Source organism: Tundrisphaera macrotermitis (genome assembly GCF_051175315.1).
Classification (GTDB): domain Bacteria; phylum Planctomycetota; class Planctomycetia; order Isosphaerales; family Isosphaeraceae; genus Tundrisphaera.
This window is the reverse complement of the sequence record NZ_CP195100.1, coordinates 1452710-1477676: the sequence shown is the minus strand read 5'-3', so window position 1 is coordinate 1477676 and position 24967 is coordinate 1452710. Positions and strand designations below refer to the sequence as shown.

16 protein-coding genes are annotated in these 24967 nt (G+C 70.4%); 2 read left to right on the top strand and 14 right to left on the bottom strand.

Going from position 1 to position 24967, the window contains the following annotated elements; genetic code table 11:
• Positions 1–42: 42 nt before the first annotated feature.
• From bioF to TA3x_RS06220, 14 genes are all read right to left on the bottom strand, one after another.
• The gene (bioF, locus tag TA3x_RS06285) at positions 43–1257 is read right to left on the bottom strand and encodes an 8-amino-7-oxononanoate synthase (protein ID WP_435019364.1); all 1215 of its coding nucleotides are present in this window, start codon (positions 1255–1257) and stop codon (positions 43–45) included.
• Positions 1254–4631, bottom strand: coding sequence for a PVC-type heme-binding CxxCH protein (locus tag TA3x_RS06280; RefSeq protein ID WP_435019362.1), 3378 nt, complete (start codon positions 4629–4631; stop codon positions 1254–1256). The genes bioF and TA3x_RS06280 overlap by 4 nt, the downstream gene beginning before the upstream one ends.
• Before the next feature lie 447 nt (positions 4632–5078).
• Positions 5079–5318, bottom strand: a complete 240-nt coding sequence (locus TA3x_RS06275; RefSeq protein ID WP_435019360.1) for a CPCC family cysteine-rich protein — start codon at positions 5316–5318, stop codon at positions 5079–5081.
• Between the two features lie 318 nt (positions 5319–5636).
• Positions 5637–6740: a hypothetical protein gene (locus TA3x_RS06270; RefSeq protein WP_435019358.1), complete on the bottom strand. Its 1104-nt coding sequence runs from the start codon at positions 6738–6740 to the stop codon at positions 5637–5639.
• 158 nt (positions 6741–6898) lie between these two features.
• A complete protein-coding gene (locus tag TA3x_RS06265; RefSeq protein ID WP_435019356.1) occupies positions 6899–7867 on the bottom strand; it encodes a redoxin domain-containing protein in 969 nt (322 codons plus the stop codon).
• A 29-nt stretch (positions 7868–7896) separates the two neighbouring features.
• Positions 7897–9027 (bottom strand): hypothetical protein, encoded by a 1131-nt coding sequence (locus tag TA3x_RS06260; protein WP_435019355.1) that lies wholly within the window; start codon positions 9025–9027, stop codon positions 7897–7899.
• A 115-nt stretch (positions 9028–9142) separates the two neighbouring features.
• Positions 9143–9883 (bottom strand): PEP-CTERM sorting domain-containing protein, encoded by a 741-nt coding sequence (locus tag TA3x_RS06255; protein WP_435019353.1) that lies wholly within the window; start codon positions 9881–9883, stop codon positions 9143–9145.
• A 21-nt stretch (positions 9884–9904) separates the two neighbouring features.
• The gene (locus TA3x_RS06250; RefSeq protein ID WP_435019351.1) at positions 9905–11293 is read right to left on the bottom strand and encodes a glycosyltransferase family 4 protein; all 1389 of its coding nucleotides are present in this window, start codon (positions 11291–11293) and stop codon (positions 9905–9907) included.
• Complete coding sequence (locus tag TA3x_RS06245) at positions 11287–12249, bottom strand: NAD-dependent epimerase/dehydratase family protein (RefSeq protein ID WP_435019349.1); 963 nt, start codon at positions 12247–12249, stop codon at positions 11287–11289. Before TA3x_RS06245 ends, TA3x_RS06250 begins: the two co-directional genes overlap by 7 nt.
• 274 nt (positions 12250–12523) lie before the next feature.
• Positions 12524–13453: an NAD-dependent epimerase/dehydratase family protein gene (locus TA3x_RS06240; RefSeq protein WP_435019347.1), complete on the bottom strand. Its 930-nt coding sequence runs from the start codon at positions 13451–13453 to the stop codon at positions 12524–12526.
• A 360-nt stretch (positions 13454–13813) separates the two neighbouring features.
• Positions 13814–17866 carry a DUF642 domain-containing protein gene (locus tag TA3x_RS06235; protein ID WP_435019345.1) on the bottom strand — a complete coding sequence of 1351 codons (4053 nt, stop codon included), beginning with the start codon at positions 17864–17866 and terminating at the stop codon, positions 13814–13816.
• 852 nt (positions 17867–18718) lie between these two features.
• Positions 18719–19141, bottom strand: a complete 423-nt coding sequence (locus TA3x_RS06230; RefSeq protein ID WP_435019343.1) for a BlaI/MecI/CopY family transcriptional regulator — start codon at positions 19139–19141, stop codon at positions 18719–18721.
• 125 nt (positions 19142–19266) lie between these two features.
• Positions 19267–19953, bottom strand: coding sequence for a uracil-DNA glycosylase family protein (locus TA3x_RS06225; RefSeq protein WP_435019341.1), 687 nt, complete (start codon positions 19951–19953; stop codon positions 19267–19269).
• A gap of 290 nt (positions 19954–20243) precedes the next feature.
• Positions 20244–21224, bottom strand: coding sequence for a glycoside hydrolase family 43 protein (locus TA3x_RS06220; RefSeq protein WP_435019339.1), 981 nt, complete (start codon positions 21222–21224; stop codon positions 20244–20246).
• 208 nt (positions 21225–21432) lie between these two features.
• On the opposite strand from TA3x_RS06220, the gene cimA reads away from it, so the two are divergent.
• Together cimA and TA3x_RS06210 are read left to right on the top strand one after the other, a co-directional pair.
• Positions 21433–23025 carry a citramalate synthase gene (gene cimA, locus TA3x_RS06215; RefSeq protein WP_435019337.1) on the top strand — a complete coding sequence of 531 codons (1593 nt, stop codon included), beginning with the start codon at positions 21433–21435 and terminating at the stop codon, positions 23023–23025.
• Between the two features lie 29 nt (positions 23026–23054).
• Positions 23055–24686 carry a serine/threonine-protein kinase gene (locus TA3x_RS06210; protein ID WP_435019336.1) on the top strand — a complete coding sequence of 544 codons (1632 nt, stop codon included), beginning with the start codon at positions 23055–23057 and terminating at the stop codon, positions 24684–24686.
• Positions 24687–24967: the final 281 nt, after the last annotated feature.

Here is a 24967-nt window from a genome sequence, read left to right as displayed (position 1 = left end):
ACCGGACCGAATGCGCCATCTTACGGTCTGGCGGACCGCACGTTAAGGCGGGTCGCCCGCGAACTTCGCCAGGACCCCCAGCAGGGCGGCGACCTCCTCATCGCGGTGGGCCGCCGTCAGGCTCGCCCTCAATCGCGATGTCCCCCGGGGCACGGTCGGGGGTCGGATCGCCGGGACCAGCAGCCCCCGCTCCCGGCAGGCCGCCGAGGCGGCGACCGCCCGGCCGGGGTCGCCCAGGATCACCGGCACGATCGGGCCCCACCCCGGGTCGCGCGGCCAGCCCAGCGCGGCCAGCCCGTCGCGGGCCTGGTCGGACAGCCTCCGGAGCGTCGCCCGCCGCTCGGGCTCGGCCCGCACGATCTCGAGCGCCCGCAGGGCGGCGGCGGCCGCCGCCATCGGCAGGGCCGTCGAATAGATCAAGGACCGGGAATGGTTGATCAGATGGTCGATCAGCCGCCTCGACCCGGCCGCGAACCCGCCCACCGACCCGAGCGCCTTGGACAGGGTGCCGACCGTCACGTCGACCCGGTCGGCCACGCCCAGGGCCTCGGCCGCGCCCCGGCCGCCGTCGCCGAACACCCCGGTCCCGTGGGCCTCGTCCACCAGCAGGATCGCCCCGAACCGATCGGCCAGTTCGGCCAGTCCGGCCAGCGGGGCGAGGTCGCCGTCCATGCTGAACACGCCGTCGGTGGCGATCAAAGACCGCCGGAACCGGCCCCGGTCGCGGCGGAGGATCTCGCCCAGCCGGCCCGCATCGTTGTGGGGATAGATCCTCGCGCGGGCCCCGGACAGGCGGATCCCGTCGAAGATCGACGCGTGGTTGAGCCGGTCGCTGTACACGGCGTCGCCGGGGCCGACCAAAGCAGCGATCGTCCCCAGGTTGGCGGCGAATCCGGACGGGAACAGGGTCGCGGCCTCGGTCCCCTCGAAGGCGGCCAGGGCGTCGGCCAGGTCCCGGTGCGGCCCGCGCCAGCCCGAGACCAGGGGGGATGCCCCCGATCCCCATCCGTAGTCTCGCGCCGCCTCGCGGCCGGCCTCGACCACCCGGGGGTCGGCGGCCAGGCCCAGGTAGTCGTTGGAGGCGAAGTGGACCAGGGGCCGGCCGTCGGGCCCGGCGACATGGCCGGGCGTGGTCGGCCCGAGCGGGTCCAGGCGGCGGGCGAGGCCGGCGGCCCGGCGGGCCTCGGCCTCGGCGTTGATCCAGGCCAGGGGGTCGGCCGGCGGGAGGTCCGTCCGGCCGTCCCCGGGCCCGATCACTTGCGGGTCGCCAGGAACTCCACGAGGTCGCGGAGTTCGGCCGGCGTGAGCTTCTTGGCGAGGTCGTCGGGCATGGCCGAGGCCCCGCTCTTGCGCTCCTCGATGTCGGCCTTGCTGATCTCGATCGGCTTGCCTTCCACCGAGATCAGGCGCAGGGTCTTGTCGTCCTCCCCCTTGTAGACCCCGGAGATGACCAGGCCGTCGGACTTGGCCACGACCACCGACTCGAACCCCTGGGCGATCGCCTTGTTGGGCACGACGATCGATTCCAGCAGGTACTCGCGGGGGTGCTTGGCGCCGATGGCGGTCAACTCGGGGCCGACCTCCCCCCCTTCCCCCTTCACCTTGTGGCAGCGGACGCAGTAGACCGCCGCGTTCTCGCGGAAGATCTTCTCGCCCCGCTCGGCGTCGCCCCCCTGGAGTTCCCCGAGGTGGTCGGCGAGCGGGCCGTCCTTGGGCCGGGCGGCCTCGAAGGCTTCGAGCTGCCGCTTGACCTCGGGCGAGGCCTTCCGGGCCGCCGCGGCGAGCAGTTCGAGCCGGGCGGCGGCCAGCGAGTCCGGGCTCTTGGCCAGGGCCTCGACCGACCGGGCCAGGATGGCGTCGGAGTCCGGGTGGTCGATCCCGCCCAGGACGGCGAACGCCTTCTGCTTCTCCGCGGCCGAGCCGGCCTCGATCACCCGCCCCAGCGCCGGGACGGCCTTCTCGGGGCTGAGCCGGGCCAGGATCCGGAGCCCTTCGGACCGGACGGCCCCCTCCTTGTCGGCGGCGGCCACCCCGACGGCCTCGGCCAGACGGGGGTCATCGATCGCTTCCAGGGATTTGAGGGCGTCCGCCCGGGTTGGTCCGTTGGCCTGGCCGCCGGTCACGATGGCGAACAGCTCGGGGCCCGCCTCGCGGAGCTTGAGGCTGCCGGCCGCGCGGATCGCCTCGCGGCGGATCTCCTCGGGGGCGTTCCGGAGCAGGCCCGCGATCGATGGCCGGAGGGCGTCGGCGGCGGCCTCGGCCGTGCGGTCGGCGATCGGCCGCCACAGGCCGGTCACGCGGTCGCGGCCCGGGGGCGTGGTCCAGGCCGCCAGGTCGGAGAGCGATTCGAGCCGGATGGCCTTGGGCATGTCGTCGCGGTTGGCCAGGCCGGCCAGGGTGGCGGCGTCTGCGGGCCGGCCCAGGCGGTAGGCGGCGTTCAGGATCCGGCGGAGCATCGGCTCGCCGGCCTCCTTGCGGGCCGGCGTGGCGGCCAGGGTTTCCATGGCCCCGGCGATCGGGGCGTCGTAGATGGCCAGGGCCGATTCGGTGGCCACCTTGGGATCGGCATCGGCGAGGAACCGGGCGATCTCGGCCAGGCCGAGCCGCCGCATCGCCAGCAGGACGCCCATGCGGACCGACGCGGAGGGGTCGGCCGCGGCGGCCGCCAGGGCGGGCGCGGCCTTGAGGTCCACCAGCCCCATCACGGCGGCGTGGCGGAGGTAGGCGTCCTTGTCGGCGTTGTCGCGGAGCAGGCCGAGCAGCGGGGCGACCGCCGCGGCATTGCCGGTCGTGCCCAGCAGGCGGGCGAAGAAGAACTTGACCCGGGGGTCCTCGTCCTTGGCCAGCGCCTCGGCGATCCGCTTGATGTCGTGCTCCCCCTCGGGGGCCCGGCCGGCGTCGAGCAGGGTGCGGGCCACCTGCGCCCGGATCTCCGGGTTGGTGTCGTCGAGCATCAGCGAGAACAGCGGGAACAGCGGGCGGGGCTTGGCGGGCGGGCTGATCGCCTCGCGGCGGGCATCCTGGCCCAGGGCCCAGATCGCGTGGACGCGGCCCACCAGGCTCGGGGCCGACTTGGCGGCCTCCAGCACCGATCGGTACAGGGCGTCGTCCCCGGCCTTCATCCGGTCGGCCAGCTCGAACTGGGCTTCCTGGCGGATCCGCTGGTCGGCGTGGCCGAGGAGCTTGATCACGTCGGCGGGCGGGCGGGCGGTCATCCCCTCGGCCATCAGGGCCTTGACCTCGGCGGCGGCGGGGTCGGCGTCCTTGGCCGAGATTTTCCAGATTCGCCCCTTGTTGGGCTTGTTCCAGCCGTTGATCCAGTCGGTCAGGTAGACCGAGCCGTCGGGGCCGAAGTCGACGTCGGTGGCCAGCACCGACCAGATGAACTGCTCGGAGTCGACCAGGTCGAACGACGCCCCGTTGGGCTTGTTGGCGAACGAGCGGATCCCGCTGTTGGCCTTGGAGCCCCGGAAGTCGGCCAGGAAGAAGTGGTTGCGGTACTTGGCCGGCAGCCCGGTGCCGGGGTCGCGGGCCAGGCCCGACGGCCCGTCGCCGAGGTTGGCGATCGGCGGGATGATGTACGACGCCTGGCCATCCCAGCGGGGATACCAGAGCTTCTCGGCGTTCCACGGCCCGCGCGGGACCGGGTAGGTCAGGTTCTGGTAGCCGATCCGCCAGCCGCTGTCCCCGCCCTGCACCACGTGGACCCAGCGGGCCTTATCCCCGCCGTCGGAGTTGTTGTCGCCGGTGAACAGGTTGCCCATGTCGTCGAAGGCGAGTTCCTGCGGGTTGCGGAGGCCGAAGGCGAAGACCTCCAGCCGCGATCCGTCGGGCTCGCACCGGAACACGGCCCCGGTGTCGGGCATCGAGACGCGGCGGCCGTCGCGGGCGGTGATCTCCGCGCCCCGGTCGCCGATCGAGAAGTAGAGCCGGCCGTCGGGCCCGAACTTCAGGCCGTGGAGGTCGTGGCCCAGGAAGGCGACGTGCACGCCGTAGCCGGTGTGGAGCGACTCCCGGACGTCGGCCTTGCCGTCGCCGTTGGTGTCCTTGAGCAGCCAGAGGTCGGGGATGCAGGTGTAGTAGACGTCCCCCTTGCGGGCCAGGAGCCCGGCGCCGATGCCGGCGGCGGCGTCCTTGAACCCGTCGGCGAAGACCTCGGCGAAGTCGGCCTTGCCGTCGCCGTCGCGATCCTCGATCAGGCGGACCCGCTCGTGCTCGGTCTGGTAGGCGGCGAAATCCTCGGGGCTGAGGAACTTCCGGTACATCGCCACGCGGTCGGCGACGGTCCGGTTGGCGAAATCGGTGTCCAGCCAGGCCATGTGGTTGCGGTTGTCGGTCACCCCGGCGTGGTGGCGGAAGGTCTCGGCGACGTAGAACCGCCCCTTCTCGTCGATGCAGAAGGCGACGGGGTTGGCCAGCATCGGCTCGGCCGCGAAGAGTTCGATCTTCATCCCGTCGGCGACCCGGATCGAGGAGATCGCCCGGCCGGCTTCCTCGGAGGCTTGCGCCACCTCCGGCTTGTACGATTCGTCCTGGGCCGAGGCCGGGCTCGGTGCCGCCGCCGCCAACAACAACGCCCACGCCGGGCCGGCGGACCACCGCCGGGCCCGCGCCATCCATCGTCGCATCATCACGTCGTCCCGCTCGCGAAGGCGGATCGACGACGACCCCGCCCCATGCCTCGGGCCGCCTCGACACCCCGCATCGAGCCTAACGGATCGCGCCCCGACCCCGCAACCGCGGAGGTGCTTCGGGGTATGCCGTTTCATTATGGAACGTGGCTCGGCGGATCTGGGTGGCTGTGGTTGGCTTGCCAACCACGGCGCCAGTGAACACGATCGCGGGGTGATGGTCATCGCGGCACCGGGACAGGGATCATCGACGCCGGCCATCGATCGCCGGGCGGACACATCGGCGCCGTGGTTGGCAAGCCAACCACAGCCACCCGGCCGCTTCCGGGATCGATGGGCCCGGCCCGATGCCTCAATGTCGATCGCCCCGTTGATTCGAGGCGCCGGCGCCGTGGTTGGCAAGCCAACCACAGCCACCCGGTCGTCTTTAGCCAGATTGGATCTGCTTCAAATAACGTCCTGGTCTCTGGTTTCTGGAGAAGGCTGCGGAGACGGATCGATCGGCCTCCAGTCGGGATCCCTCCTCTCCTGTGGAGAAGGGGGTTCTGACATGTCCTGGTACAACTCCGCTATGGCGCCGAACCTGAGAAAGTTTTGCTGTGCCTCTCGAAGCGAAACGCGATTGGCGCCACCGGCGTCATCGGGGTGAGTTTGCGTAGGGTCATATTTACATGTACAGATCTGCAAATTTCAAACGATGTCGAGATTGTTTTGTAACCGCAGCAGGGGCAAGTGGCATCCCTCCAGACTCGATCCATAATCAGCCTCGATTCGACTCTCTGGTCATGGCCTGATTGTAGGTGAATGACCGATTTGCAGGGGTTTCCGCGAAGCCGGCCCCGGTCGGTGAGCCGTCGCTGGGCGCGATCGGTGGTGAGTCGCCGAGACCCTTGCCACCCTCCGGACGTTCGGCGCAGCCGCGGGCGGGATGGGGTCGCGGCCCGACGATGACGGGGCCGATCGCATCGGATTGCCAAGGAGCCTGCGAGGCCGGGCCCGGGTCGTTCAGGCGAATCCCCGGGGGAACAACTCGTCGGGGCCGCCGATGGCCGCCCCGCAGCCCCAGGGCGTTGGGTTCGTTTGGGGCGGCGCGGGGAGCGGGGTTGGGGCCGCGATGGTCGCGGGCGTCGCGGCAGGGAGGGCCGGGGCGGCGACCCGGGGGCGGGGCGCGGGCGGTGCGGGCTGCGGCGGCGGAGGGACCGGCGCGGGAGCGGCGGGCGCGGCGGCCCGCTCTTCGACCTCGTGGAACTCGCGGAGGGCGCGGAACAGGGCCCGCTCGGCGGCGGCCTCGTACTTCCGGGCGAGTTGGGCCTCCTTCGACGGGTCGAACAGGGCGCGGTCGCCCGCCTCGGCCCGGTCGGCGGCCTCGGCCTCGTCGTCGATCAGGGGGCGAAGCTCGCGCAGGGCTTGCACCTCGTCGTCGATCAGTCGGGCCAGCTGTTCGCGGGCCCACCGCTTGCGGGCGTTGCGAGACAGCCCGGCCCCCTGGTCATCCCGCAGCCCGGAGAAGTCGCCCCGGAGGGCGCGGAGGATCGGGTCGAACGGGGTCGGCGGGTGCATGCCGGGGTGGCGGCCGAGGAGGTGGTCGACGCGCCGGTCGTCGTGGACGGACCACTCGGGCGACTTCGGCGTCTTCGGCCGGTCCAGCTTGCCCCGGAGTACTTGCCACGCCTCGATCAGCCCGTCGATCCCCTCGGGCGTCTCCAGCATGCGGGTGACCGCGCGGTCGGGGTCGATGTCCAGGATGGCGCCGAGGTCGTTGACCTCGGCGCGGCGGGCCGCGTCGCGGGCCCTGGCCGCATCGCGGACCCTTTGCGCGGTCATCGCCGCGTCGTGTCGCCCGCACTTGTCGAGGCGGTGGTGGAAGACGGCGATCCGCCGCAGGAGCATCCGGCCCATCAGCCCGGAGGGCTTCATCTCGGCGACGAGCTGGGCGGTCGAGGCGTCGACCTCGGCGGCCTCGTCGGGCGGCAGGACGATGCCCTCGCCGGTCATCCCGTGCTTGAGGGCGTTGCGGGACGATTTGCGACGCCCTTCCGGGCTGGTCGGCCCGGTGCTTTTCCGGGCGTTGGCCCGATTCGCGGCCAGTCGGGCGGGGCTGCAAGTCATCGGGGCGGGCTCCAGGGCGGTCGTCGAACTCGGGGGGACGACGGGCGCGATGCCGCCGTCCCCCTGATATTCAGATCGCTTTGGGGCTCGTTAGCTGAGTTTTTTCCGTCCGGGGGCCATTTTGCGGGATTTTTCCCGGCGCGGATCCCCCGGCCGGCTCACTTGATCAGTTCTTCCAGGGCCTTGTCGAGCGCCGGGCCGCGGAGGTCGAGGCGGACGATGGTGCCCTTGGGGTCGATCAGGAAGGTGGCCGGGATCGTCTTGACGGAGAAGGCCTCGACGAGGTCGCCGTCGCTGGTGGCGTTGTGGATCTGCCGCCAGTCGACCTGGCGGGCCTTGACGAAGTCGGCGACCGCGGCCTTGGACTCGTCGAGGCTGACGCCGACGATGACCAGGCCCTTGTCCTTGTACTTGGCCTGGGCGGCCTGGAGCCGGGGCAGCTCGGCGATGCACGGGGCGCACCAGGTGGCCCAGAAGTCGACCAGGACGTACTTGCCCTTCGCATCCGCCAGGCGGAACGGGGCGTCGGCGATGTCGCGGGCCTTGACCTCCGGGGCGGGCTTGCCGACGAGGTCGAGGTGGGCGAGTTCGTCGCGGACCTTCTGGGCGAGGTTCGGGCTGTCCTGGCCGTACTTCTTGAGCAGGGTCTCGTACGCCTGGCGGGCCACGGCGGGCTCGCCGGCGATGGTGGCGGACTGCGCCAGCGAGTCGGCGAAGTTGGAGGCGAACTCCTCCTGCTCGGGCCCTTCCAGCCCGGCCATCAGTGCGTCGTAGGAGGCCAGGGCCTCGATGTACTTGCCCGCCTGGGCCCGCGCCATCGTGGTGACGATCTGGGCCAGGGCCCGCACCGGGCCGTCGGGGTAGTTGGCCAGGTAGGCCTTGGCGACCGGCTCGTTGTCGGCGAACCAGTCGTGCTCGATCGCCTTGTCGAACACCTTCATGTACGCCTGGTCGATGTCCACGGCCTTGGGGTTCCTGGCCAGGTAGTCGAGCAGGTCGCGGATCAGGGCCCGGTCGGCGGCGGCCTGGATCTCGGCCACGTTCTTCGCCGGTTCGTCGGCGCGGGCGGGGAAGGCCATCAGGGAGCAGAGGGCGACGATCGGCGCGATGCGAGCGAGGGACATCATGATCGGGCGGTTCTCCGTGGGAAATCTCATCAGGCCCGGCGACGAGCCCGGGCCCGGTGCGCACCGGCCGCCGCCAGGATCAGGGCGGCCAGGGCCATCGAGGACGGTTCCGGGGTGATGATCCGGTCGGCCGGGATCGGCTGGCCGTCGGGGGTCAGCAGGACGGTGTTGAACAACCCGGTCTTGCGGTCGGTGGCGAACCCGAGGATCTGGCCCGAGGCGTTGATGTCGATGGCGGAAGTGATCGTCAACCCGAGGTCCTCGGCGATCAAGGTGTTGAGGTCGATCATCCGGCCGTCGCGGAAGAGGAACCCATGCATCGGGCCGAAGTCTTTGATCGCCGCCGTGCCCACGATGTCGCCCGCGTCGCCGATCGCTATGGCATAAGAGTTGCCGCCGCCCGGGAGGATGCCCAGGTCGGTCATCACGCCGTTTCGGGAGACGAACGCATGAAACTGGTTCCGATACACCTCCGAGCCCCCCACCACGACGCCTGACTCGTTCAGGCCATTGGCGTAGGTCCGCCCGCCGAGCGAGCCGACGTCGCGGATCACGCCCTGATCCCACAGGTGGCTCCGCACCATGCCGTCGGCGAAGTAGCTATAGCCCAGGGCCTGCCCTGCATTGTTGATCGCCATGACGTCGGACCCGGCCGCATTCGCCATGGCGGCCAGGGGCGTGACCCGGCCGGCCTGCCAGATCGCGGACGACGCCCGGGTGCCGTCGGGAGCGATGAAATCGTTCCCCAGGACCTGGCCGGAATCGTTCACCGCGACGGCCCGACCCGGCCCGATCGGGATGGATGTCCTGCCGTCGGTCAGGGACAGGGCGCCATTCTCCCAGAGCACCGTCTGGCCCGCGTTGTTCAGCCCGACGGCGGCGGCGCTGTCGCCGAATCGCTCGACCTTCCCGGCGTCCGGGCCATAGCCGGTGTAGCGGGTCGCCACGTGGCGAGAGTCCACGGTCGCCCCATCGGGCCCGAACACCGGGATCGACCCGTCCCATTCGGTGGCGATCACCTGGCCCGCGTCATTCAGCTTCGTGCCCCGGGTCGTGCCAAGGTTGGTGACGTGGTACAAGCCGGCCGCCTGGAGGCTTCCGGCCCCCGAGCACCAGGCGATGAGACCGATCCCTGCGACGTTCCAGAGGCGACGGCCCATCTACAACCTCCCTGTTGAAAGCCCCAAGGCCGATGTCAGCCCGGGGCGAGTTCATCGAACCGTGATTCGACAAGGCCCCTGCCGGCCCGGCCGGCTTGGGGCGAACGAGGAGGTTTCAGGAAAGCCGACGGCGTCGCGAGCGGACCAGCCAGCCGGCGACGCCGAGGCCCAGCAGGGCGATGGCCGACGGCTCGGGCGTCTGGACGATGGTCAGCGTGTCGATCGTCCCTTCGTACAGGCTCAAGGGGAAGCCATTCGGCGACTTGGTCACGACCAACCGGGATGCGGGGAGGGCGGCGAGGGTGAGTTCCTCGGGGATGGGCAGCGCATAGGGCGTTCCCAGGACCCACCGATCCGGATTGCTCAAGATGAGGGAGACCTCGATGCTCGACTCGGCGTTGACCCAGTCGGGGTACTCGCTGGAGAGGATGACCCTCGAGCCGGCCGTCCCGTCGGACGGGCGATACTCGCGCACGACGCCCAGTCGCAGTTTGCCTTCCTGCTGCTTGACGTTCAGGTCGCCGACCTTGAGGGACAACGCCGAGGTATCGGGCGAGAGTCCAGGCGCCCCCGCGGCGTTCCCGAACTCGAAGAGCTGGGCGTTGGCGATCTGGCTGGAGACGACCCTGGCCTCGGGATCGTAGCGGAACGTCCCGGAGAATCGCGCGCCGGGCGCGGCCCCCGTCGAGGGGTGGGCCGAGGTGATCGTGCCGCCGTATTCGAAGGTGATCGGGGCGGCATGGCAGCGGCCGGCGGGGAGGATCAGGCCGAGCCCGATCAGCCCGGCGAGCGTCCCGAGGGACCGGAAGCGGGATAACCGGGCCGGACGAGGCGGGGGGAGTACCTCGGAGCGCATCGGGATGTCCTTCGGGTTCGGTTAATGGGGAGTCGGCATGGCGGTCGGATTCAGCCTGCGGCCGGCCGCCGGCTCGGAGGCGTCCGAGGGGACGCGGAGGTCGGCGATCAGCGTGGCCCAGGCGGAGCAGCAGCCGTCCTTCTCGTGGCGGGCCAGGAACGCGGCGCGGCCCTTCTCGCCGAAAGCCCGTCCTAGGTCGAGGTCGGATGCCAATCGTTGGATGGCATCGACCAGCCCCGGGGCGTCGCCCAGGCGGACGGTGAGGCCGCAGTCGGCGTTGCGGATCGTGTCGGCGGTCTCGCAGTGGGCGGGGCCGACGAAGATGGCCGGGCGGGCCGAGGCCATCACGCCGTAGAGCTTGCCGGGGACGACCACGCCGGTCATCTCGGCCCGCATCGAGATCAGGTGGGCATCGGCCAGAGAGAGCGAGGCGTGCAGCTGCTCGCGCGGGAAGTAGTCGAGGAAGCGGATGTTGGCCAGCCCCTCGGCCTCCTGGGCGTCGCGGACCTCCTTGAGCCGGGGGCCGTCGCCGACGAACAGGAAGACGATGTCGTCGCGGTCGCGGAGGAGGCGCGCGCCCTCGATGAACTCGGACGCGGAGTGGGCCAGGCCCAGGTTGCCCGAGTACATCGCCACGAACTTGTCGGCCAGCCCGAGCGACTCGCGGAGCGGGTGGCCTTCGCGGGGCATCGGGTAGATCTCGTCGCGGCGGCTCCAGACCGGGATCTCCTCCAGGCGGTCGCGGCGGGCCCCCTTGGCGGCGATCCGGTCGGCCATGTAGGGGCCGAGGACGACCACTTTATCCGCCTGGCGGTAGACCAGGTCGCTGAGCCAGGCCAGCCAGGCGACGACCGGGTTGCGCCGGGACATCTTGCCCAGGGCGATGCTGGCGTCCGGGTGGAGGTCCATGCTCCAGTAGACGTGCCGCGACCCCTTGAGGCGGCGGAGCATCGTCCCGACCAGCCCGATGATCGGCGGGGTGGTCAGGGTGGCCACCACGTCGAACCGGGGCAGGAACAGGGCCAGGACGAAGGCGCGGGCGTAGAAGCTGAGATAGTCGATCATCCGCCCGAGCGTGCTCTTGCGGCCGAATGACGTGGCGTCCACGCGGTGGATGTGGACGCCGTTACGCTCTTCCTTCTTGGCCAATCGCTCCGCGCCGGGCTTGTAGGCCCCCCGGCCGCACAGGACGTGGCACTCGTGCCCCCGGGCGGCCAGGCTCTCGACCAGGTCGGTGAGGTGCTGGGCCGTGGAGGCGTGGCTGGGCCAGTAGTACTGGTTGACGAACAGCAGCCGCCGGGGCCTGGTGGTGACGACCGATTTCACCCGGGTCATGGTCCGGGGTGTCGGGGCCGCCCCGGCCGGCGCGGACGCCGACGCGGCCCAGGTCCGGGGGCGCGGGGTCACCATTTCGCGTCGGCCTCCGCCTTGTTGGCGCGATACCAGGCGATTGTCTTGGCCAGGCCGTCGCGGAGCTTGGTGGGCGGCACCCAGCCGTCCAGGACGGACTTCATCCGGGTCACGTCCAGCACCTTCCTCGCGGCGCCGTCGGGCTTGTCGGTCAGCCAGTTCATCTTGCCCTGGTAGCCGCTGACCTCGTGGACGGTCTCGGCCAGCTCCTTGATCGAGGTGCCGATGCCGGTGCCGATGTTGAGCGGGGTGGCGGCGTCATCATACTTCTCGGCCGCCAGGACGATGGCGTCGGCGCAGTCCTCGACGTAGATGAACTCGCGGATCGGCTTGCCGGTGCCCCAGACCTCGACGCTGGGCGTCTTCGCGGCCTCGGCCTCGACCCACTTCCGCACCAGGGCCGCCACGACGTGCGACCGCTCGGGGTTGTACGAGTCGCCGGGGCCATACAGGTTGGTCAGGATCAGGTGGATCGAGTCCAGCCCGTACTGCCGCTTGTAGGCCTGGGCCTGGACGGCCATCATCTTCTTGGTCAGGCCGTAGTTGACCACGCTGGCGTGGCACGGGCCGGCCCACAGGTCCTCTTCCTTCAGCTCCCCTTCCAGGTAGCCGGGGTAGCTGCACGCCGTGCCGATGGCCACGAACTTGTCGACCTTGGCCAGGCGGGCGGCCTCCATCAGGTTGGCCCCCATCACCAGGTTGGTGTAGTAGAGGGTGGCCGGCTGGGTCTGGTTGATGCCGATCCCGCCGTAGTAGGCCGCGGCGTGGAACAGGACGTCGCAGGGGTGTTCGAGCAGGCAGCGGAGCGAGGCGTCGAGCGTCGTCAGGTTGTAGTCGCGCTGGCGGGGGACGTAGACCTTCGCCCCGTAGCTTTCCAAACGGCGGACCAGGTGCTGGCCGAGGAACCCCGCGCCGCCCGTCACCGTGACTCGTTTGTCCGACCAAAATCCCTTCATCGGGTGCAATCCTTGGTGTGTGAGCAGATCGGGAGGAGGCAGTCGGCCTGGCTTGGGCCTGGAATCAGCCTGTATGAGCCGGGGGTTTCCCGTAGGGTGGGCATCGCCCACCTTGGCGGGATCGGAGGCGGTGGGCGGTGCCCACCCTACGCGGACCCGCCGGTACGCCATTCGTCTTGAGCTGGGTCCAGACCCAGCCTACGGGGCGATGCGGTGCGCGCGATGGACCGGGGCGATGGGGTTCGCCCCGTTCCATCCGCGATATCAGCCCGGATCAGACGTTGGCGAACGGGTTCTGGAACTCGATCAGGTTGCAGGCGCGGGCGAGTTCGGCGACGCCGCGGTCCAGGTCGATGGTGGTCTCGAAGCCCTTGGACCGGATCTTCTCGTAGGAGACCTCGTAGTTCCGCTTGTCGGCGTCGGTGCCGACCTCGGCGAAGTGGAGGTAGTAGTCGACGTGCTTCAGGACGGTGCGGGCGACGTCTTCCTTGGTGAAGTTCATCGACTCGTGGCCGACGTTGTAGACGTCGTCCTTGACCGAATCCCACTTGTCCAGGGCGAACATGATCGAGCGGGCCATGTCGCGGACGTGGACGAAGGTCCGCTTGAAGCCGCCCTCGTAGACGATGAGGTTGCGGTTCTTCACGGCCTGGTAGGTGAAGTCGTTCGGCATCAGGTCGAGCCGCATCCGGTTGCTCACGCCGAAGGCGGTCGCATAGCGGTAGGCCACGCCGTTGCCGGCATCCAGGACCATCTTCTCGGCGGCGGCCTTGGTCTCGCCGTAGAGGGTGATCGGCGCGGTCGGCGTGTTCTCGTTGCAGACGTAGTCGGGGATCGACCCGTAGATCGAGCCGGTGGAGGCGTAGATCACCTTCTGGTCGGGCTTGCGGAGGTCGAGCAGGTTGCGGGTGCCGTCCACGTTGGTGGCCTGGGCCAGCTGCGGCTCCTTCTTGCACGCCGGGTAGCCGACGATGGCCGCCAGGTGCACGACCGCGTCCATGCCGTCCAGGGCCTTCTTGAGGCCGTCGCGGTCGCAGACGTCGCCGCGCTGGAGCTCGAACTTCGTATTCTGGCAGCAGGGCAGCAGGCCGTGGCCGCCGAACTTGAGCATGTCGTAGACCCGGACCTTGTGGCCCTGCTCCAGGAGCATCGGGACCAGGGTCGAGCCCACGTAGCCGGCGCCGCCGGTGACCAGAATCTTCATGGCAAACCCATCCTTAGGTGTGGTGAGACGCGCCTGGGACGTCGGTGTCGAAGAGGATTCACGGGACGTCGGACGGGAGCGATTTCCAGGCCCCGTCCGTGCGGCCTCCACTGAGTTGCGTGATTCGCGATGGCGTTCGGTCGGGCCGGGGCGTCCCCGGGTGGGCCGACGCGAGATAGCTCGGATTCGTGGCCTGCCGGCCCCCGCCGAGGTCTCGGGTCGGGGGCCTGGGGAGGCATCGGAGGGGAGATCCGTTCGCCCCTCCAGCATTGAGGTCGAAATCCCGGTGCCCGGGCCGACCCCTTCCTCGGATTTTTTTTCCGGAGGCCACGCGACCGGGGGCCGCGTGGCACTCTGGGCTCAGGACGCCGGTGCGATGGCGATCGAGTCGATCAGGGAGGAGTTGTCTCCGCCGGCTGAGTTCAGGCCCTCGAAGGTGATGGTGTGCGAGCCGGCCCCCACGGCGAAGCTGGCCGTGGCGTAGGCCTTGTAGGCGGTGGAGTCGGGCCGGAACCGGCCGACCTCCACCCCGTCCACCAGGACGCGGAAGTCCTGATTGCCGAGGTGGGACCGCTTCGCGGCCGCGAAGGTGATGGTGTAGTTGCCGGCGGCCCAGCCGGCGACCGACTGGCTGAACGATCCGCGGTTCTGGAGGAAGGCGGCCTGGCTGCCGGAGGGTGGGGCCGACCCGGCGGAGAGGGCCGACCCGGAGGCGGAGAGGCCGGCGGAGCCGGCGAAGGCCCAGGCGGACCCGGCCGGGTTGTAGGCGAAGCCCACGACCCCGGCCCAGGTGGCCTCGAAGCCGCCGTCGCTGGGCGAGGGGACCGCCGCCGCGGCGATGGCGATCGAGTCAATCAGCGCGGAGTTGTCGCCGCCGGAGGAGTTGAGTCCCTCGAAGGTGATGGTGTGCGAGCCGGCCGCGACCGCGAAGCTGGCCGTCGAATAGGCCTTGTAGGCGGTGGAGTCGGGCCGGAACCGGCCGACCTCCACCCCGTCCACCAGGACGCGGAAGTCCTGATTGCCGAGGTGGGACCGCTTCGCGGCCGCGAAGGTGATGGTGTAGTTGCCGGCGGCCCAGCCGGCGACCGACTGGCTGAACGATCCGCGATTCTGGAGGAAGGCGGCCTGGCTGCCGGAGGGTGGGGCCGACCCGGCGGAGAGGGCCGACCCGGAGGCGGAGAGGCCGGCGGAGCCGGCGAAGGTCCAGGCGGACCCGGCCGGGTTGTAGGCGAAGCCCACGACCCCGGCCGAGGCGGCCTCGAAGCTGGCGTCGCCCGGCGTCGGCGTCGTGCCGCCCGGCGGGGGCGTCGTCGGCGGCGGGGTGCCGGCGGCGGCGGGGGCCACCGAGACCGAGTCGATCAGCGCGGAGTTGTCGCCGCCGGAGGAGTTGAGGCCCTCGAAGGTGATGGTGTGCGAGCCGGCCGCGACCGCGAAGCTGGCCGTGGCGTAGGCCTTGTAGGAGGTGGAGTCGGGCCGGAACCGGCCGACCTCCACCCCGTCCACCAGGACGCGGAAGTCCTGATTGCCGGCATAGGACCGCTTCGCGGCCGCGAAGGTGATGGTGTAGTTGCCGGCGGCCCAGCCGGCGACCGACTGGCTGAACGATCCGCGATTCTGGAGGAAGGCGGCCTGGCTGCCGGAGGGTGGGGCCGACCCGGCGGAGAGGGCCGACCCGGAGGCGGAGAGGCCGGCGGAGCCGGCGAAGGTCCAGGCGGACCCGGCCGGGTTGTAGGCGAAGCCCACGACCCCGGCCGAGGCGGCCTCGAAGCTGGCGTCGCCCGGCGTCGGCGTCGTGCCGCCCGGCGGGGGCGTCGTCGGCGGCGGGGTGCCGGCGGCGGCGTCCACCGAGACCGAGTCGATCAGCGAGGAGGCGTCGATGCCCAGCGTGTTCAGGCCCTCGAAGGTGATCGTGTGCAGCCCGCCCGCGACCGCGAAGCTGGCCGTCGAATAGGCCTTGTAGGAGGTGGAGTCGGGCCGGAATCGGCCGACCTCCACGCCGTCCACCAGGACGCGGAAGTCCTGGTTGCCGCCATAGGAGCGCTTCGCGGCCGAGAAGGAGATGGTGTAGTTGCCGGCCGGCCAGGCGCCGACCGCCTGGCTGATCGTGCCGCGATCCTGGAGGAAGGCGACCTGCTTGCCGGCCGGGGCGGGCGTGAGGCCGGTGAACGGCGAGGCCCCGAGCGCGATCCCGGCGGTGCCGACGAAGGTCCAGGGGGAGCCGCTCGGGCGATAGGAGTAGCCGGTCGCGCCGCTCGATGTCGACTCGAAGCCGGGATCCAGCAGCTCGAATTTGGTCGAGACGGGCGGGGTATAGGACGCGGAGGCGATCTTCAGCGTGTTCATCCGGAAGGCGTAATAGGACGGATTGCCCGGCTTCGACGGGTCGTTGCTGCCCCGCACGGCCCGGAGGCCCAGGGTGACCACGCCGGCTGGCAGGGTGAGCTTGCCCAGGTCGATGTCCGCATAGGGGGTGACCGTGTAGGTCCCCAGCACCGTCCGGTCATTCAGGAGGACCTGGATCACGCCGGGCTCGACCGCCCCGTTCATGATGGTGGTCTGGAGGGTGAGCCGGTAATCGCCCGCCTGCTGGACGTTGAGCAGCCAGACGCCCGTCTGGCCGGTGTTGGGGAAGCTGGCGTTCCAGGTCCCGAGGTCATCCTGGGTCACCGGGAGGTCGACCGGGGCCGTGACGCCGACCGGCCGGCCGACCGACGGCGTGACCGGGGCGGCCGCCTGGATCTGCCTCAGGGCCCGGAACTTCGGCGAGGAGGTCAGGTCATCGACCTGCCCCAGCTCGACGGCGGGCCACTGCTCCGCCGGGGTCCAGGTGCCGTAGACGCCCCGGTAGAAATTGGACAGGTCGATGCCCGAAGCGTAGAAGGCCGAGTAGTACTCGCCGATGATCTCGGTCAATCGCGGGTCGCGAGAGGCCGCGAGCGCGACGGTGGCCTGCGGGGTACCGGCCAGGCCGCCGATCGCCGGCCCCCCCTCGTACGCGATGTTCTTCAGCCCGTAGAAGTTCGACAGGAGCTCATAGGACTTGATGCTGACGGTGGCCTCGGCCACGCCCGAGCGCAGCGAATCGAGCAGGGCATCGACCGAGCTATAGTTGGTCGGGAAGAAGTAATTCGCGGCGCCGATCCCGTAAAGATGATCGCTCGGCGGCCCGTAGAGGGAGCTGTACCAGTTCAGGGTGTCCCGCACCAGGGAGGACATCCCGGCCTGCCATTCGACGACCGGGCGGATGATCTCGTGGCCCGGGTCGGGCCCGTAGACGTCCCGGAAGATCTGGCTGATCCGCATGGTGCGCTGCATCTGGCGCCGTAAGGTCAGCGCGTAGAGATCGGTCAGGCCGTCGTTGTTGATCGCCGTCTGGCCCGACGCGATGTCCTGCCGGGTCGCCTCGACGCCGTAGGCCGAGGGGATGGGCATGCCCCCCCAGACCTCGTTGGAATATTCGAGGTAGATCTTGAGGCCCGGATTCAATCCCGGGTAGGTCACGCCGTCGACCGTGCTGCCGTTCTTGAGCAGGAGGGCGAGCTGGCGGATGTAGTCGTCGCTGGCGGGGCCCGGGATGTTCACCCAGAGATTCTCGCCGGTGGTGTTGGCCAGCTGGACCAGGTATTCCCAGGCCTGGGCGGTCTGGCCCCGGTAGTAGTCCACCTGGGACGATGCGGTGGGGAGCCGCCGCTGCGACCATTCGAGCGGCACGAGCCGGCCCGAGGCGTCCTTGACCGGGGCGAAACTGTTGGTGCCGGTCGCGTCCACGACCCGGATCGTGTCGAAGCCCTTCAGCCCTTCGAGCAGGGGGGTGGTGAACACCTGGGTGGTGTCCGCCGAATACCCCGGCCGGATCAGCCGGATGTCCGTGACCCCGGCGCCGGTGGCGCTCGCGCGATTGGCGGTCTGCGCGAAATAGAGCTGGAAGATGGCATTATCGCCCACCTGGGTGACGCTCAGGTCGGCGGTCGTGATGTTGGTGACGGGGTCGTAGGTCTGATCCCGGACGGCGAAGATGTTGTTCGGGCTGACCAGCCTCGCCGTCCCCGCGAAGGAGAGGTGGTAGATCCCCGAGATGTTCACCTTGGGCGCGTTCGGGTCCGGGCCGTTGAACCACATGTTCACGCGGTCGTCGCGGACGACGACGCCGCCGTCGCTGGTCGGCCACCCCTCGTCGTCGCGCGTCACCACGTCGGGCGAATTCCAGTAGTCCATCCAGTCGGGGATCGGCTCCCAGTCGCGCACGCCCTTCATCAGATCCACGTATTCGGGGGCGGCGTTGATCCCGAGGGCGCCGGCCGCGAGCAGGTCGCGGCGTTCGAGGTCGTTCAGCGAGGGGCGGAGCGAGCGATCAGCGCGGCGACGCGCACCGAAGCCGCGGCCAGCGGCGCCCGGCCTGGAGAAAAATCTCATCAAACGAAGGCTCCCGGCGAATTGATGATGCTTGGCTCGAAGAAGGGGCTGCAGGGCGAGCGGGCGGATCGCCGTCGCTTGCGGGAGAAGGGGCAGACAGAGTTGATTATGCGAAACCGCCCCGCGACTTCAACCGATCTAGGGAAAACCGGCAGGCGGACGCATCCCGAGATTTGACAGGGGTATAAACATCCCGGCCCGGGTCACGGCGCCCTCGTGCGTGAGAGATTCAAGGGCTTCAAGCGTGAGAGTATCGGTATGCTTTGGGCGGATTGCGGGCGGGGATCGCGGATTTCGCCCGGATTCGCGCCCCGAATCCGGGATGGCCGTGCGGGATCGGGCCGGCGCGGGCCGGCTTCGATCTCCGATCGCGGGCGGATCCGGCGCAGGATCGTGCCGGGCCGGGCCGCCGGGACGGCCCGATCGCCCCGGAGGGGGATGTTGCCTGGCGGAGTCACGAGAAGTTGACAGGACGGTCGGGCATCCCGCGCCCGCCCCCGATCGGCCCGGATCGCGGCGTCGGGCCCGCCCCGACCGCCGACGGTGGGCCGATCCGCGGATCCATGAGGCCCGGCCCGCCGGGCCCGGCGGGTCGGATGGGCGTGCGGCGGCGGCCGCGCCGGCGCGGCCGCCGGGCCGGCGCCTCGGCCATCCCCCCGAATTCGGGTGGCCGGGCCCCGGTCCGGGGGGCGACTCCGCTCCCGGATCGGGCATGGGGCCGTCGATGCCCCGTCCGGCCATCGGCGGCCGGGGCGGGGCGTCGGCCATGCCGGGATGTCGCGGGGATGCCCCGGCGTCGGGCTTCCCCGGATCGGCGGGGGAAGCCCGCCGACTCGACCCCGGTCGCGTCGCTTATTCGACCGGCAGGGCCTGTTCCACCCGGTGCGCGGAGAGGCGCTGGGCCTCGTCGAGCACGCTGCGGAGCCGGACGAACTCCTCGGCCGAGGGGGGCTTGGAGTCGATCACGGCGACGATCATCTGGTCCACGGACCCGTCGAAGACCCGGTCGACGAACCGTCGGGTCAGCTCGCGGGTGGTCCGCTCGGCGGACTTCTTGGGGATGTAGATGAAGGTCCGACCCTCGACGACGTGGCGGACCAGCCCCTTCTTGTCTTCCATGATGTTGAGCAGGGTCTGCACCGTGCTGTAGGCGACGGGCCCCGCGGACATCCGATTGAGATCGTCCTGGACCTCGCGGACGCTCGCCTTGCCGCGCATCCAGAGGACTTTGAGGATCTCAAGCTCGCGATCGGTCACCATCTGAACTTTGCGCACCGTGGCACATCCTTTGAGAACGACATGGTTCATCGATGTAACGTAGCCGCGTAGTCACGGCCGGACAACCCGTTTCGGCCGGTTTTCGGGGGGGGCCTCACAACATGCACGGGCCGGAGGGGCCGTCATGAGCCTTTCTTCCGCGCCGAGGCCAGCCTCGCGGCGAGCAAGGCCGGAAACCGCCCGTGCCACTTCTGATTCAAGGGAGAGGGATGGGGGAGCGGGGCGATCGTGATCGGCTTGGACGCTTTGGTCCCGTCGATTTCCGCGGTCAGGACGCACTCCAGGTCGGATTCATAGCGGTCCTCTCGGCTCCAGAAGGCATCTCCCAGGCCCGGGGCCAGGTAGGGGGCGAACCACTCGAAAGCCTCGGTCCCGAGGGTGAGCAGGTGATGGCCGGTCCAGTGCCCGACCAGCAGCTCTTCCAGGAACGGGCGGAAACGCTCCTTCACGGCCCCGGCATACGCCTTGTTGCCGGGGGGCTTGTACGGCACGGTGTTGGCCAGCAGTGCGAGCCGCAGCGCCGTCTCGACGGTGCGGTCCGACTTCGGGGGCGGCTCCCCGTGGGCATCGGCGTGCAGCCCCGCCCGGACCAGCCGCCCGCCCGCCCCGACCAGGGGCTCGCCGCGGGCGACCTCGTCCTTGCCGAGGTCGCGGGCGAAGATGCAGACCGGGGCGTCGAGCGACCCGCCGAAGAGGATCGGCTGGAGCGGGTCCTTGCCCGCCCTGGCGTAGACGTCCTGATCGACGGGGAAGGGCGCCCGTTCCGCCTCCAGCCGGGTCGCAGCGATCAGTTGATCGATGGTTCGCACTGTGTTCCCCCCGACCCCATCTACCGGAAGGTCGGCCTGCGAAGCTCGGCGACCGGGCGCCTGGCGGCGGGTCGCGGGATCGCGGCATCGGGTCCGATCGGCTCGATCAGGCCCAGGTCTCCGGCGTGGGAGCGGGACGGATCGGGCCCGGGCCGATCGGGCGTGAGGCCGCGTTGTCCGATTGTACTCATTCTCCCCCGCAGAATCTAGTTCAGGGGCCCGCGCCGGGGCGGGATGGGGGGGATGGGCCCGCCGGGATCCTGCAGTTTGCGACCTCGACCCGACGGCCCTCAGCGCGGAGCGGGGCGCGGGGTCGTCGATGGCCCCGGGATGCGTGGGGTGTCCCCTTCCCAGATGACGGGGTCGAGCCGGAGGGTCCGGCCCGACCGATTCCCGGCATAGTTCGGCTCCCCCTGGGCGTCCCAGGCATGATAGAGCACCCAGGTCGACCCGTCGGGCGCCTCGATCAGGGACTGGTGGCCGGGGCCGTAGACCCGCCCCTCGGCCGACCCCAGGAGCGGCTCGGGCGTCTTGCGATACGGGCCGAGCAGCGCCGGGGCGGAGGCGTGGCCGATCGCATACCGCGACCCGGCCTTCGTGCCCTGGTAGGGCCCCCCGGAATAGAAGAGGTGGAATAGGCCATTGCGGCGGACCACGGTCGGAGCCTCGACCACGCCGCTCTCCCAGTCCAGGTCGGGCCGGAGCAGCTCGATGGCCGGCCCCTCGACGCCCATCAGGTCGGGCGTCATCGCCCGGGCCACGATCCGCCGGGGCCGCTCCTCGGAATAGATCAGGGTCGCCTTGTCGCCATCGAACGCGATCGTCGCGTCGATCACCCCGACCTCGTTGTCGTCGCCCCGGACCAGGATCGCCCGGTGGGTGAATGGCCCGTCCGGGCGGTCGGCGGTGGCGATCGCGATGTGGTGCCGGCGCGTCGCCGGGTCGAGGGCCGAATAGGTCATGTAGAACCGGCCGTCGCGCTCCACGACCTCGGGGGCCCACAGGTGGGACGTCGCCCACGGGATCGGGAAGTCCAGCGGACGCCGGGTCCAGCGGACGAGGTCGTCCGATTCCAGGAGCTGGAAGCCGGTCCCCCGCGTCTGGGTCGCGTAGGCGTAGTAGCGGCCGCCATGCTTGAGTGAGAACGGGTCCGGGAAATCCCCCGCGTAGACCGGGTTGGTGAACGTGCCCGGCGCCTCCTGGGCCGACGCCCCGACCGACATCGGCAGGAGGGCGAGCATCCAGAGCGCCCGCTTGATCAGTGCAGCCATCGAGCCAGATCCTTCGAATCGCGATGATGGTCGTCCGTCTTCTCCTCCCAGGATAGGGGGATCCCGCCCGGGAGTCGAATCCGGTCGCGGCGGCCCGGCCCCCGGCGAGGCGGGATCGCCCGGCGTGCCGGGATGAGTGTCGCGGCGATCGCCCCTCCCGGTTAAAATGCGGATCGAGACGACAGCGGCGCATCGAGGTGGACCGGACATGACGCGGATCGCGATCTACGACACGACCCTGAGGGACGGCAGCCAGGGCGAGGGGGTCAACTTCTCGCTCCAGGACAAGCTGCGGATCACCGAGCGCCTCGACGAGCTGGGTGTCGACTACGTCGAGGGGGGCTATCCCCTCTCCAACCCCAAGGATGAAGCCTATTTCCGCGCCGCGCGGGACCTCGACCTGCGGCACGCGAAGGTGGTCGCCTTCGGGATGACCCGCCGCAAGGAGATCGCCGCCGAGGACGACGCCGGGATGAAGGCGCTGGTCGGCTCCGGGGCGTCGGTCGTCACCGTGGTGGGCAAGAGCTGGGACTTCCAGGCGACCGAGATCCTCGGGGTCTCGCTCGACGAGAACCTGCGGATGATCGCCGACTCGGTGGCGTTCTGCGCGTCGCGGGTGTCGGAGGTCGTCTACGACGCCGAGCACTTCTTCGACGGGTATCGCCGCAACCCGGACTACGCCCTGCGGACGCTCCAGGCGGCCGTCGCGGCCGGGGCCCACTGGCTGACCCTGTGCGACACCAACGGCGGGACCCTGCCCGAGGAGGTCGCCGCCGCCGTGGACGCGGTGCGGGCCGCCTTCTCGGTGCCGGTCGGGATCCACACCCACAACGACGGCGAGCTGGCCGTGGCCAACACCCTGGCGGCCGTGCGCCGGGGGGCCACGATGGTCCAGGGGACGATCAACGGCATCGGCGAGCGGTGCGGCAACGTCGACCTGTGCTCCGTGGTCGCCAACCTGTCGCTCAAGTATGAGGGGTATGAACTCCTCCGGCCTGGCAGCCTCCAGCACCTGACCGAGGCGTCCCGGTTCGTGTTCGAGACGGCCAACCTCAGCCTCCGGCCGGGCCAGCCGTTCGTCGGGTCGAGCGCCTTCGCCCACAAGGGGGGGATGCACGTCCACGGCGTCCGCAAGGCGGCCCACAGCTACGAGCACATCGACCCGACCCTGGTGGGCAACGAGCGCCGGGTGCTGGTCAGCGAGCTGTCGGGCAAGTCCAACATCGCCGAGAAGCTGGGCGAGCACGGCCTGGAAGAAGACCCCGCCCTGCTGGCCAAGGTCCTCGACCGGATCCAGGACCTGGAGAACGAGGGCTACCAGTTCGAGGCCGCCGAGGCGTCGTTCGTCCTGCTGGTGGAGCGGCTGGCGGGCCGGTACGCCCCCCGGTTCGAGCGCCTGGGCTATCGGGTGAGCGTGGTCGGCGAGGCCGACGGCACGCCGATCACCGAGGCGACGGTGAAGCTCCGCGTCGGCTCGTCCGTCGTCCACACGGTGGGCGAGGGGGACGGGCCGGTCAACGCCCTGGACGTGGCGCTCCGCAAGGCGCTGGAGCCGGCCTTCCCCCGGCTCAAGGAGATGCGGCTGGTCGACTTCAAGGTCCGTGTCATCAACGACCGGGCCGGCACCGCCGCCCGGGTCCGCGTGGTGGTCGAGAGCCAGGACGGGGCCGAGACCTGGGGCACCGTGGGCGTCTCCGAGAACATGATCGAGGCCTCCTGGATGGCCCTGATCGACGCATTCGACCACAAGCTCGCCAAGGATGCCCGACCGTCGCCGGCCCGCGTCCCGGTGGGCGGTTGATGCCAGTCGCCCAGCGCGAGGACGTTGCGATGACGACCGTCCCCGACGATCCGGACCAGGACGAAGTCCCGCCGACCCAGGCGGTCGCGGGCGACCTGCCCTCCTGGGCCGCGCTGGAATCGACGTACGAGGATCCATTCCGGACGGGCGGCCCCGGGGCGACCACCGGCCCGACGTCGGCCGACGCCTCGCGGATCCCGGTCGTGGAGGGCCAGACCCTGTTCGGCAAGTACCGGGTCGTCCGCCGCCTCGGCAACGGGGCGATGGGCGAGGTCTGGCTCGTCCGGCACGAGAAGCTCAAGCGCGAGCACGCCCTGAAGGTGATCGTGCCCCACCTGGCGTCGAGCCGGGAGGCCCTGGCGCGGTTCCGGCGCGAGTTCGAGGTGATGGCCTCGTTCCACCACGAGCACGCCGTCACGATCCACGACGCCGGGCTCGACGAGGACGGCGGCTACATCGACATGGAGTACGTCCAGGGGCGGACCGTCCACGACCTGCTCGCCTCGGCCCGCGCCGACGCCCGGCGCGACCCCTCGGCCCCCCTGCTCCCCCTGGCCACGATCCGCCTCCTGCTCGGCCAGCTCTGCGACGTCCTCGCCGTGGCGCACGAGGCGGGCATCGTCCACCGCGACCTCAAGCCCAGCAACCTGATGCTGACCCGGCGCGGGCCGTCCGGGTCCGATTTCCTCAAGGTGCTCGACTTCGGCATCGCCAAGATCCGCAACGACCCGGACAACAAGCTCAACGACAGCAGCATCACCGGCGGGTTCATCGGGACCCCGTCCTATTGCAGCCCCGAGCAGGTCCTGACGCAGCCCGTGGACGGCCGGTCGGACCTCTATTCGGTCGGCGTCCTCCTGTACGAGATGATCGGCGGGCGGCTGCCGTTTTCCGGCCCCCCGCTCCAGGTCATGCTCCACCACGCCCAGCGGGTGCCGCCGAGCTTCGCCGAGATCAACCCCGGCCTGAGCGTCGCGCCGGGCGTCGAGGCGGTGATCCGGCGCCTGCTCAGCAAGGACCCCGCCCAGCGCCCGGCCACCGCCCGCGAACTGTTCCGGGACTTCTGCGAGGCGGCCTCCGAAGCCCCGGTTGCGATCGGGGCCGGGGTGCCGATGGAGTCCACGAGTTCGTTCCTCATCCAGCCCCCGGCCCCTTCGGGCGAGGCGATCACCGCCACGATCCCGGGCTTCTTCGAGGCCGCGACCGAACCTTCCGCGGCCTCGCGGAGCGATCCGGGCCGGGCTTCCTCGGGCGTGCGGACCACCCCGGAGGGGCCGACCGTCCCCCTGCCCCTCTGCGGGACCGACCTCATCGACCCGCCCGCGCCGGCCCGCACCCGTGCCCCCTGGAGTCGCGGCCTGGTGGATGTCCTCCTGGTGTTGGCCTCGGCCGCCACCATGCTCGTCGCCATGATCCTCGCGGGGCAGGCCCACGCCCGGCTCCTGTCGTCGGGCTTGCTGGGGCAATGGTTCCGGATCGCTGCGGTCATGATCACGATGGGGTTCATCGTGATCATGGGCGTCTCCCTGCACGAACAGTCGGTCATGCGGGCCCCCCGGTTCTTCCTGATGGGCCACTCGCTCGGGCGGGTCGTGAGCGTGGCCTGCATCGCCGCGAACCTTTGCCTGATCGCCGAATCGATCTATTGCCTGGTGATCTGAACGGCCGGTCTCGCGGTCAAATCCTTCCGCCGAGAGGTGTCGTTGACCGCTCGTGGGAGCACCGAGTTGATCCGGCCTCAGGTCTCCCCCACGAGTTGGGAGTTTGCGAGATGGAAGCAACCGACAATCCCTTTCGGCCACCATCGGCCGAACTCCGAGAACCGGTCGTGCGGTCGCGGTGGGCGCCCTTGCGCTGGCTGCCCGCCGTGCTGTGCGTCGTTCTTGGATCGGCGGAACTCCTGATGGGAGGAATCGTATCGTTGGAGATTGCTCGGCTGTAC